This window comes from Streptomyces sp. NPDC031111 (assembly GCF_055570675.1).
Genome location: NZ_JBVIGS010000037.1, coordinates 25,125 through 35,907, shown reverse-complemented (window position 1 = coordinate 35,907; position 10,783 = coordinate 25,125). Strand labels below are relative to the sequence as shown.

The following is a 10,783-nucleotide window of genomic DNA, read 5'->3' as shown; positions in this document are numbered from 1 at the left end:
CGTCGTCACGGTCGACGGTCAGGTCATCGGCGAAGTGCCGGTCGCCAGTGGCGTCGGGCACGTACTTCACGGTGACAACGATCCTCAAGCTCACGGTGGCCCTTTCAGAGAGTATCGGTCGATTCAGCTATGTGATGGGGGGTGATCAGCAGCTCTGCAAGGTGAAGGCCCTGACGGGCCGCCAGGTGATCGAGCTGGGTGCGACAGGAAAACCCGTCGGCCAGCACCACGGCGTCGGATTCCGCCGACCGAACCGCTGGCAGCAGATCGTTGTTCGCCACGGCGACGCTGACGTCGTAATGGCCTCGCTCGGCGCCGAAGTTGCCCGCCAATCCACAGCAGCCGCTGACTTCCTCGACGGTGGCTCCCGCTCGGGCGAGCAGGGCACGGTCGGCTTCGAAGCCCATGACAGCACGCTGATGACAGTGCGGCTGGAGCACGGCTGTGGTTCCGGTCAGATTCGGTGGCAGCCACGCGTCAGCCTGGGCGAGCAACTCGGCCAGCGTCCTGAACGATGCGGCCACCGCCTCGACCTCGTCCTTCGGGCCGAGCAGTTCGGCCGCGTCGCCGCGGAACACCGCTGAACACGAAGGTTCGAGACCGACGATGGGTGTTCCGGCTTGGGCGGCTGGGCTCAGAGAGGCAATGCTTCGCTTCAGGATCCGGCGTGCAGCGCCGAGTTGGCCCGTTGAGATCCACGTCAGCCCACAGCACAGCCTGCCCTCGGGCAGGCGTATGGAGTATCCCGCCTGCTCCAGGACCTGGACCGCGGCGATGCCTACCTGCGGGGTGAAGTGGTTGGTGAACGTGTCCACCCAGAGCACGACCGGCGAGCCCTCGGCGACGGGACGGTTCGCGAACCACTGGCGGAAGGTCTGCGACGCGAAGCTGGGCAGGGGCCGTCGTGAGTCGACGCCGGCCAGCCGCTTCGCCAGCGGCGCGAGTGGGCTCGACAGGGCGGCGTTCGTCAGGCCAGGTATCCACGAGGCCAGGTGAGCCCACCTCGGCAGCCACCCGAGCGAGTAGTGGCTGAGGGGGCGTATGCGACGCCGGTAGCGCTGGTGCAGGGCTTCCGCCTTGTAAGTGGCCATGTCGATCCCGGTCGGGCACTCCGAGGAACAGGCCTTGCAGCCCAGGCACAGGTCAAGGGCCTCGTGCACGGCGGGAGAGCGCCAGTCGGCCGGAGCCGAGCCACCCACCATTTCCTGCAGCACGCGTGCCCGGCCGCGGGTGGAGTCCTTCTCGTCACGGGTGGCCCGGAACGATGGGCACATCATGCCGACGCCGGTCGTCACCCGGCACTTCCCGACGCCCGTGCAGCGGTGGACCGCGGCGGCGATGTCCCCGCCGTCGTTGTGGAAGCCGAAGGCCAGCCGGTCGCGTACGGACCGTACCGGCTGGATGGGCAGGTGGCGCAGGTCCGCATCGACGGCGGCCGGGCGCACCACGATGCCGGGGTTGAGAATGGAGAGTGGGTCGAAGACCTGCTTGACGTCGGCGAAAGCGTCAAGTGCCGCGGGGGAGTACATCAGCGGTAGCAGCTCGCCGCGGGCACGGCCGTCGCCGTGCTCACCCGACATCGAGCCCCCATGGGCGGCCACGAGCTTCGCCGCGCCGAGGAGGAACTCCCGGAAGACGGCGCGGCCGCGCTCCTCGGCGAGGGGGAAGTCGATGCGGATGTGCACGCATCCGTCGCCGAAGTGGCCGTAGGGCACGCCCTTGAGTCCGTGGAAGGAGAGCAGCGCCTCGAATTCGCGCAGGTAGGCGCCGAGCTGCTCAGGGGGTACGGCCGCGTCCTCCCACCCGGCGAGACCGGGGCGGTCGCCCGATGCCCGGGCGGCGAGTCCGGCGGCGTCCTCGCGGATCTTCCACAGCGCCGCCGCCTCCTCAGGGCCTGTGACAACCCGTCCGGACGTCGGCCGGGCCTCGGCCAGCAGGCGCGCGGCGCGATCGGCTACTTCCAAGGGGTCGTCCCCGCCGAGTTCCACCATCAGCCAGCCGTTGCCACGGGGGAGATCGGGGATGGTAGCGGTGCGGCGGGCGCGCACCACGTCCACGAGACGGCTGTCGAGTCCCTCCATGGCGACGGGGCCGAAAGGCAGCAGGGAAGGCACCGCGTCGGCGGCGAGCGCCAGGTCCGGATAACCGAGCACCACCAGTGCGGTGGCCCGGGGCGCGCCCACCAAGCGGACCGTTGCCCGCTCCAGAACGCCCCACGTCCCCTCCGACCCGACGAACGCCTTCGCCACGTCGAATCCACGCTCCGGCAGCAGGTGCTCCAGGGAGTAGCCCGACACCTGGCGGGGGAACCGGCCGAACTCCGTCCGGATCACTTCGAGCCGGGAGCGGACGACACGCTCCAGCGCTGTCAGCGTGGGTGTCTGACCCGGATCGATTCCCCGTCCCGTCCGCAGCCGTTCACCTGTTCCCGTCACGATGTCGAGGTCCACCACGTTGTCGGCTGTGCGGCCGTAGCCCAGGGCCCGTGAACCGCAGGCGTTGTTGCCGATCATTCCGCCGATGGTGCACCGGCTGTGCGTGGACGGATCAGGGCCGAAACGCAGGCGGTGCGGGGCGGCCACGCGCTGCAGCTCGTCGAGGACCACGCCGGGGTCCACCACCGCGAGCGCGTTGTCGGGGTCCACGGAGTGGACGCGGTTCATGTGCCGGGAGAAGTCGAGGATCACCCCCGAGCCGACCGCGTTGCCCGCGGTCGAGGTACCCGCCCCTCGTGCGGTCAACGGCGCACCGAGCGAGCGGCAGACGTCCACGGCTGCGGCGACCTCGTCTCCGTTCCTGGGGAACGCGACCACGCTCGGTTCCACTCGGTAGAGCGAGGCGTCGTTGGAGTACTCGATGCGTCGGCGCAACGAGTCGTCCACCTCGGTGATCCCGGCGCGCCGCAACGCGGAGACGAGCGGCGTGTGTGCCGACTTGGTCATGTCGTCGTCCTGTTCTTCCGCAAAGGATTTCGCTTTCTCGTGAATCGGACACGCGAACCGGGACGGGTTTGGGCGAGGACGGCCACGTCGGCGGGCTCGACCACACCGATGACCGGGTATCCGCCGGTGGCGGGGTGGTCGGCGAGGAAGACGATGGGCTGTCCCGCGGGCGGGACTTCGATCGATCCGAGCACCATGCCTTCCGAAAGGAGTTGGGCGCCGCTGCCGACGGTCAGCTCGGGGCCCGCGAGGCGCGCACCCACCCGGTTGGACTGGGCCGTGACCTCCCACTTCGTGGACTCGAAGCGGGCGAGTGTGTCCGCGCTGAAGCAGTCGTCCCGTGGACCTGGCCGATAGGCCAGCACCACGTCGGAGCCGCCCGGTATGGGTGTGACGACGACATCGGGGCCCGCCGGTGGCGTCGCGTACTCAAAGCCCACCGTGAGCAGTTGACCGGACTGCAGTCGTTGCGGCCCCAGGCCGGAGAGAGTGTCCGTGGAGCGGCTGCCCAGTACCGGGGGCACCGTCACCCCTCCTGAGAAGGCGACATACGTGCGCAGCCCGTAGTCCGGCAGCCCGAGCTCGAGGACCTCCCCGGCCGCGGCCCGGTTCCACTGCCCCATCGGGACGTGACGCCCGGCAAGCCGTAGAGGGACCGGGGCGCCGGTGACCGCGACGCCGAGGGAACGGTGGAACCGGATGGCCCCGCCGCCCAGAGTGAACTCCAAACAGGCCGCGGACTCGGGGTTGCCCACCAGGCGGTTCGCCAGGCGGAAACTCGTCTGGTCCGCCGCGCCGGACCTGGGCACGCCCAAGTGACCGTAGCCGACGCGTCCGCGGTCCTGGACGGTGGCCAGCATTCCCGTTCGCAGTAGTTCGATCAACGCACTTCCCGGAAGACGATGCGGTCGCCGACCGCGAACAGATTCGGAGGATCACGCTCGATGTCCCACAGAGCCGGGAGGGAGGTGTGGCCGATGAGATTCCACCCGCCAGGGGTCCCGCCCGGGTACACGACGGTGAATCCGTTGGCGACCGCCACCGCTCCCCGGGGCACAACGGTCCTCGGTGTCGCACGTCGGGGCACATGCAGCGCTTCGGGGACTCCGTCGATGTATCCAAAGCCCGGGGTGAAGCCGAAGAAGGCCACGTGATGCTCGGCCCCGGAGTGCTCGGCAACGAATCGGGCCCTGCTGACACCCGCGAGTTCGCACACCTCGTTGAGGTCCTCTCCGGTGTACTCGACCGGGATTTCCACGGTCCGTGACGGCGCGGGTTCGTGGTCCTCCTCGGCCGGCAGAGCACTCAGCGCTCCGGCGAGCTCCTCCAGCCGCTCGGTCGCCCGCACCAGTACGGTGCGCCCGCCGGGCACCACGTCTTCCAGCATTGGGGCGTACTCGCTCGTGCGCAGCCACTCGGTGATACGGCGAACCGATGCGGAGCCGGTGGTCTCAATGAGCAGGCCATGTGCCCCGGCCGAACGCAGGCGGAGCCCGAGCCCGTGCCCCCTCATTCCGCTTGCGCCGTGGCGGAGGCCACGTGGACACCGGCTTCTTCGAGTGCGTCGCGCACGGCACGGGCGATCTCGGCGGCACCCGGCGAATCGGAGTGGATGCACAGTGACTCAACATGGACCGGGATGGTTTCCCCGCTGATTGCCGTGACGCTCTGCGTGGTCACCATCTGCACCGCCCGTTCCGCCGCCATGGCGGGGTCCGTGATCACGGCACCGGGGGTGCCACGCGGGACGAGCGTCCCCTCTGGCGTGTAGGCACGGTCCATGAATCCCTCGGCGATCACACGGATACCCGCCGTCTCCGCCCGCTGGGCCAGGAGGGAGCCGGTCTGGCAGAGCACCGGCACCAGGCGGTCCAGGGACAGAATCGCCCCGACGATGGCATCGGCATGCTCCTCACGCTGGGCGGCGGCGTGGTAGAGGGCACCGTGCGGCTTGACGTACGCCATCGGCGTCGCAACGGCGGATGTGAATGCCAGCAGTGCTCCGATCTGGTAGCGGACGTCGTTCGCCAGTGTCGCCTTGGGGACCGCGATGTAGCGCCTCCCGAACCCACGCAGGTCGTGGTAGCCGACGTGCGCACCTACCGTCACTTGCCGGCGCGCGGCGAGGGCACACATACGCGACATCGTGTCGGGGTCGCCCGCGTGGAAGCCGCAGGCGACGTTGGCATCGGTGATCACCGAGAGCAGAGTCTCCTCGTCGGCCACCGTCCAGTTGCCGAATCCTTCGCCGAGGTCGGCGTTGAGTGCGACGGTAGGCCGTTCAGTGGTTGCAGACATGGCGTCAGCGTAGGAACCACGCGTCGCAATGGTCTTGCGTCAGCTGTCTGAAGACGAGGGCGCCTTTCGGACAGTTGTCGGGCCTGGATGACAGTCCGGCATGCGGGGCTATGAGATGTTCGGCGCTTGATCGTTGATGACGCTCAGGTGGCGGGGAACATCGCTCGCGTGCTGATCATCGACGACCAATGGATCAAGGGCGTTGTTCGCAGCTGAAGCCGAACCCCCGGCATGTGCCGGCCCGTTGCCGCATGCGCCATCGCAGGAGGTCTGACGCGGGATCGGGACAGCGGAGGCCCGCTCCGGCGAGCGAGAACGCACCAGCAGCGCGCGGTGGCGAATGCTGGGCGAGTCGGGGCGTATCCGGCGTGAGGGTGCGGGACCGGGAACTGGTGGGGACGCGGAGCAGCCAAGTGCTGTCCTGCGGTCCACTTACAGATCGCAGGACCGCGCAGCCGACGTGAACACGGAGTCGGAACGGGGGACTGGACGCCTCGGAGCCGACCGTGCGCAAACTCGCCAGAGTGATCGACTCACGGGCGCGGGAGATTCAGCGGATCCATTACAAGCATGCAGACTGATTCATGATTCGGATACCGGCGCAGGCTTGCCAACCGTGCGGCTGCGGCCCAATGTCCACCCAGCTGGCCATGAGAGCGACGAGCTGCAGCCCACGGCCGCTTTCATCCTGTGATGCCGGTGAGGAACGCCGAACGCTTGCCGGCAGTCCGCTGTCGGTGACGCTGATACGGAGTTCGTCGTCAGTCAGCGACAGGTGCACGGTCATGTCGCTTCGGCCGTGCCGGGCGGCGTTGCCGGCCAACTCGCTGACGATGAGTTCGGCGCGGTCCCGATCAGTCTCGGTGATGGACCAGTGGAGAAGCCGGGCCGTAGTGAAGCGGCGCGCTGTGCGCACCGAACTCGCCTCAGCCGCGAGAGCGATCGTGGCACTGCGGAGCGGTCGCGAGCGAACGATCGGCTGTGCTGGTGTATTGGCCGTTCTCGATTCTGGCAGCCGCCCCGACACGGTCGGCCTGGGATCAACAGCTGTGGTGTTCATGGTGGAGCCTTCCCGGAGGCGGTGCCACGCTGAGTTGTGGGCCAGTCGCGTCCGGCGATGCCGTGGCTGTTTCAATTCCGGAAGGTCTTCCGCGAGAGGCAGTGCCCTTCTTTGACGGAGTTATTTTGCCTTCAAAGGGCGGAGACTTTCTGCGGCACCAGCTTATGAACCCGGAACCAGGCAAGTCTTGCGCCGAATGTCCGAAGATGACGGCCACTCTTTGGACAATCGGCGGGACTACCGTGCGTAATTTTGGGGCGCGGAGTGTATAGTTCCCTCTGCGCCCGCGTGGGTTCGTGTTCGCGTCGGACAGCGAAAGGGCCTGCCTCAGGAGTGGGGTTGCTGTCGTGTATCTGCGGGAGGCAGCAGTCCGAGGAGCGCCGCGACTCTGAGCCCGAGGGTCAGTTCGAACCGTGCCTCACCGTCGCGCAGGTTCGCTCCAGTGATCTCCGAGATTCTGTCGACCCGGTAGTAGAGCGTGGAACGGTGCAGGTGCAACAGGTCTGCCGTCGCACGGGCGTCGCCGCCGGTCGACAGGTAGGCGTTGAGCGTGGCAATGAGCTGACCCCGGTCCTCCCTGATGAGCTTCAACAGGCCCAGATGGAGATCCGCAGTCAGATCACTGCTCCCCGTGCTACGCCCGGCCAGCCGAGCCAGCAGCCGCCATGGACCGATGTCGGACCAGGACAACACCCCCTCTCCGTCCGTGGTGATCCGGGCCACCCATGCGGCCGCGGAGGCCCGGTCGTACGCGCTCCGGATCTCGTCCAGAGGTACGGCGCCCCCTGCGGTGCCAACGGCCACCGGTGAGGTGAAGCAGGCGCGGAGAGCTGCCTGGACCGCACGTGCGACGTCGCTTTCCGACACCTGCACGGTCGGGCTGAGCACGGCGATCACACCCGGACGGCTACCCAGGTGCACCAGCCAGCGCACAGGCAGCCGGATCTGCGGCAGACGTTCCTTGATCTGTAGAGCCGTGTCGATCACGTCCTGATCATCGGCCGACCCTGTCGAACACTCGAAGGCCGACACGATCACCCTGCTGTCGGGTAGCAGGTTGTCGGTGGTGGTGAGCTGGGCGAGGAGGTTCGCCTGCTGATAGTCACTGTCCAGAAGACCGGCCAGGACCATTTGGTTGTTCTGTTCGGCGGTCCGGCGATGCCGGCGCTCGGCGTCGAGCGCTGTCGCGATGAACGACGCGGTGCCCGCCGCCGCGGCCAACTGTTGATTCGACAGCGAGCCCTCCGGTGCCAGCACCCAGAGGTAGGCCAGCAGAGTGCGGCCTTTGCGGACCGGGACGCACAGTCTCGACTCCGCATTCCACTGGGGCAGCGCAGGTGTCCACATCGGGCCCTGAGCCGAGCTGATCCCCAGCCCCTGATACGCGCGAAGGAACGCAGGATCCACTTCGCGGTGGAGAATCACATGGAGACGGGCGGCGTCGATGTTGTCGGGCTGTCTGCTGTAGGCGATGGGCCGGAACTCGGTGTCCTCCAGGATCACCGGACGGCCCAGAGCGGCCTCCAGCAGATCAACACCCTCTTGGACCCCCTCTCCCGAGGGAGCGCCGCCGGTTACCTTCGTCACCTCTCCAGAGTAGGACTGCCGGTCTCCCAGGTCAGCCCGTCGATCGAGCGTTGCTGCTGCTGCGCGTAGAGGTCGAACGGATCGTAGACAGGGCGATCCAGTGTGGCGGACATCCACTGCAGGTCGTAGTGTGCCGCGTCCTGGTTGTCGTCCCGGGTGCCCTCGTCACTGAGGTTGGACTGGAAGATGCCCGCTGCCGACCGGGGCAGAAAGTCCTCGTAGGTGATGGGCTCGGCAGCAATCAGGCCCTGGTCCAGCAGATCGGTGAGAGGCCGGTACGACGGCAGTGGCGTCGCGCTGAGGGGACGGAACTCGAAGTACGCCAGCCCGGCTTCGAGCAGACCCCGCTCCGTCGCGGGGAAGGACTCCGCCCAAGCCTCGCGGGCCACTACGGCCCGCTCCGCGGCCGGCCGGCCGCCCGCCCGCCGGTCGATCTCCTCCAGCAGCCCGTCGTAGCGGCTGCGCCCGGACGGGGTGAGCGCGATGCCACGCGCCTCGACCTCGCCGAAGCGGACACGCAAGGACCCGGGCCCGACGCTGCCGTCGGGGTGGCGCATCATGCGCGGCTCGGACAACGCCCGGAACGAGGTCTGGCGCAGCAGCACGTCGGGCCCCTCCCAGCAGGGAGGCCCCTGAATGGCGTCGATCATCCGGATGCCCCGTTCGGACATCCGGCGGTACAGCTCATCGATGTCCAGCACCCGCGGGGTGAGGTGATTGACATGGGTGCTGCGCACTCCGCCGATGTCGGCCGCGACCGCGGAGATCTTCTCCAGCTCCTCGTACCAGGCGCGATCGATCGGCTCGGAGCTCAGCTCGAACGAGCCCACCGCAAGGTCGAGGAAGCGCTCCGCATCCGCTTCGGACAGCTCCCTGTCCTGCTCGGCGACCTTGGCGAGTTCGAGCAGTTCGGGAGCGAACAGCTGCCGGTCCGCCAGGAACGACTCCAGTCGGCCTCGCAGGTCCGCGTCGAAAAAGCGGGGGTCGTCCGTCGTGAGCACGGAGGTGAACATCCGGAACGGATTGCGCGCCAGCTCCTCCGCGTCGATCGGCCGGAACGCCGTGGAGACGACCGGGACCGAACTGGCCGCGGCCGCCCGCAGGTCGTAGAAGCCGACCGGGTGCATGCCGAGCGCGCCGAAGACCCGCCCTGCCTCGTGCAGCTCGCGCGGGGTGCCGAGCCTGATGGCGCCGTGGCGTTCGGCGGTCACCCGGCTGATGGAGCCAAACCGTTCGGCGTCGGCACCCAGCTTGCGCAGAACGTCGTCGTTGACCTCGCGGGAGACCTCGACGAGCGTGGTGTACGCCGGGACTTCATCGCCGTACATGTCGGACAGCCGCTGGGCGAAGGCGGCGCGCAGCTGCCACTGGGGGATCGTCGTCATGCCGCTTCCCTTTCCCACTCGACGGAGCCGCCGGGCATGGTCTTACGGGTGTTGCGGTAGCCGTAGACGGCGTACACGACCAGTCCGACGGCGAGCCAGGCGCCCATCCGGACCCAGGTCTGCCAGTCCAGGTAGACCATGAGCCACACGGAGAAGGCAATGCTCAGGATCGGGACGAGCGGAACAGCGGGACACCGGAAGGTGCGCTTGAGGTCGGGCCTGGTGCGGCGCAGGACGATGACCGCGGCGGAGACCAGGACGAAGGCCAGCAGGACACCGATGTTGATCATTTCGGCGACCTCTCCGATGGGGAAGAAGGCCGCCACCACGGCGCTGACGACGCCGATCGTCCAGGTCGCTCGTGTGGGGACCTTCCGCCTGGGGTGCAAGCGGCTGAACCCCTTGGGCAGCAGCCCGTCGCGGCTGAGTGCGTAGCCGATGCGGGAGGCGCCCATCATGAAGGAGAACGTCACGGTCATGATGCCGATCACCGCCCCGACCGCGATGACGTTGGCCAGCCCGTTCAGGCCTACGCCGGCGAAGGCGCTGGAGAAGCCACTCGCCGGGTTGATCTCCGAGTACCGCTGGATGCCGGTCAGCACGATGGTCGCGAGGACATACAGGACCATGGAGATCCCGAGGGACAGCAGCATGGCCTTGGGCAGCTGTCGCTGGGCGTCCTTCGACTCCTCCGCAGCGGTGCTGAGTGCGTCGTAGCCGAACACCGCGAAGAAGACCGTCGAAGCTCCGGCGAGCGCGCCGCTCACGCCGAAGGGAGCGAAGGGCTGCAGGTTGCCGAAGTCGACCTTGGTGAAGCCGACGACCACGATGACGAGGACGATGGCGATCTTCACGATTGTCAGAACGGTCTCGACCCGCGCCGAGGCGCGGGTGCCCCGGGTGAGCAGCCAGGCCACAGCCAGACAGATGAGCGCGGCGACGAGATCGATACGATGCCCGTCGCCCGTACCGGGAGCACCCAGTGCCCAGGCCGGGATCGAGACGCCGAACGCATCGAGTAGGAAGCCGACGTATCCGGACATGCCGATCGCGACGGCAGCGACGATCGCGGTGTACTCCAGGAGGAGATCCCAGCCGATGATCCATCCCACGACTTCACCGAGCACGGCCGCGCAGTAGGTGTACGACGATCCCGCACGCGGCACCATGCCGGCGAACTCCGCGTAGGCGAAGGCCGCGAACAGGGAAGCGACTCCGGCCACCAGGAACGAGATCAGCACTGCCGGCCCGGCGACGTCGCGGGCGACTGCTCCGGCCAGGCTGAAGATTCCGGCGCCGATGATCGCACCGACCCCGATCATGGTCAGCTGCGTGAGGCCGAGAGCCCGGACCATCTTTTCCTCGGGCGGGAGCTCCGACGGCAACGTCCGCCGGAAGACGCCCCTGGCACCGGTTCCGAAGAGTTTTTGTGTGGAGGGCGGTGATGATGAGGGGATACGGGTGGTCGACATAAGCGCCTTCCTTCTTTCGGGCACTTCGACGGGGATTGG

The 10,783-nt window shown here is 68.0% G+C and carries 8 protein-coding genes and 1 pseudogene; all 9 read right to left on the bottom strand.

Annotation, left to right across the window (positions count from 1 at the left end):
* Positions 1 to 94, bottom strand: a pseudogene (locus tag ACZ470_RS38780) (electron transfer flavoprotein subunit beta); the annotation flags it as partial.
* 10 nt (positions 95 to 104) lie between these two features.
* Positions 105 to 2,942: an FAD-binding and (Fe-S)-binding domain-containing protein gene (locus ACZ470_RS38775; RefSeq protein ID WP_468434670.1), complete on the bottom strand. Its 2,838-nt coding sequence runs from the start codon at positions 2,940 to 2,942 to the stop codon at positions 105 to 107.
* Positions 2,939 to 3,826 (bottom strand): 5-oxoprolinase subunit C family protein, encoded by an 888-nt coding sequence (locus ACZ470_RS38770; protein ID WP_468434669.1) that lies wholly within the window; start codon positions 3,824 to 3,826, stop codon positions 2,939 to 2,941. The genes ACZ470_RS38775 and ACZ470_RS38770 overlap by 4 nt, the downstream gene beginning before the upstream one ends.
* A complete protein-coding gene (locus ACZ470_RS38765) occupies positions 3,823 to 4,455 on the bottom strand; it encodes a 5-oxoprolinase subunit B family protein (protein WP_468434668.1) in 633 nt (210 codons plus the stop codon). The genes ACZ470_RS38770 and ACZ470_RS38765 overlap by 4 nt, the downstream gene beginning before the upstream one ends.
* The gene (locus ACZ470_RS38760; RefSeq protein WP_468434667.1) at positions 4,452 to 5,240 is read right to left on the bottom strand and encodes a LamB/YcsF family protein; all 789 of its coding nucleotides are present in this window, start codon (positions 5,238 to 5,240) and stop codon (positions 4,452 to 4,454) included. The genes ACZ470_RS38765 and ACZ470_RS38760 overlap by 4 nt, the downstream gene beginning before the upstream one ends.
* A gap of 562 nt (positions 5,241 to 5,802) precedes the next feature.
* Positions 5,803 to 6,300 (bottom strand): ATP-binding protein, encoded by a 498-nt coding sequence (locus ACZ470_RS38755; protein ID WP_468434666.1) that lies wholly within the window; start codon positions 6,298 to 6,300, stop codon positions 5,803 to 5,805.
* 327 nt (positions 6,301 to 6,627) lie between these two features.
* A complete protein-coding gene (locus ACZ470_RS38750; protein ID WP_468434665.1) occupies positions 6,628 to 7,887 on the bottom strand; it encodes a PucR family transcriptional regulator in 1,260 nt (419 codons plus the stop codon).
* Positions 7,884 to 9,272: a 2-oxoadipate dioxygenase/decarboxylase gene (hglS, locus tag ACZ470_RS38745; RefSeq protein WP_468434664.1), complete on the bottom strand. Its 1,389-nt coding sequence runs from the start codon at positions 9,270 to 9,272 to the stop codon at positions 7,884 to 7,886. The genes ACZ470_RS38750 and hglS overlap by 4 nt, the downstream gene beginning before the upstream one ends.
* Entirely contained in the window at positions 9,269 to 10,627 is a 1,359-nt protein-coding gene (locus ACZ470_RS38740) for an amino acid permease (RefSeq protein WP_468434663.1), read from the bottom strand. Before ACZ470_RS38740 ends, hglS begins: the two co-directional genes overlap by 4 nt.
* Between the last annotated feature and the right edge of the window lie 156 nt (positions 10,628 to 10,783).

Coding starts and splice junctions, on each gene's coding strand:
- hglS (WP_468434664.1), bottom strand. CDS start 9,272: ATGACGACGATCCCCCAGTGGCAGCTGCGCGCCGCCTTCGCCCAGCGG.
- ACZ470_RS38740 (WP_468434663.1), bottom strand. CDS start 10,627: ATGGTCCGGGCTCTCGGCCTCACGCAGCTGACCATGATCGGGGTCGGT.
- ACZ470_RS38765 (WP_468434668.1), bottom strand. CDS start 4,455: ATGAGGGGGCACGGGCTCGGGCTCCGCCTGCGTTCGGCCGGGGCACAT.
- ACZ470_RS38760 (WP_468434667.1), bottom strand. CDS start 5,240: ATGTCTGCAACCACTGAACGGCCTACCGTCGCACTCAACGCCGACCTC.
- ACZ470_RS38775 (WP_468434670.1), bottom strand. CDS start 2,942: ATGACCAAGTCGGCACACACGCCGCTCGTCTCCGCGTTGCGGCGCGCC.
- ACZ470_RS38755 (WP_468434666.1), bottom strand. CDS start 6,300: ATGAACACCACAGCTGTTGATCCCAGGCCGACCGTGTCGGGGCGGCTG.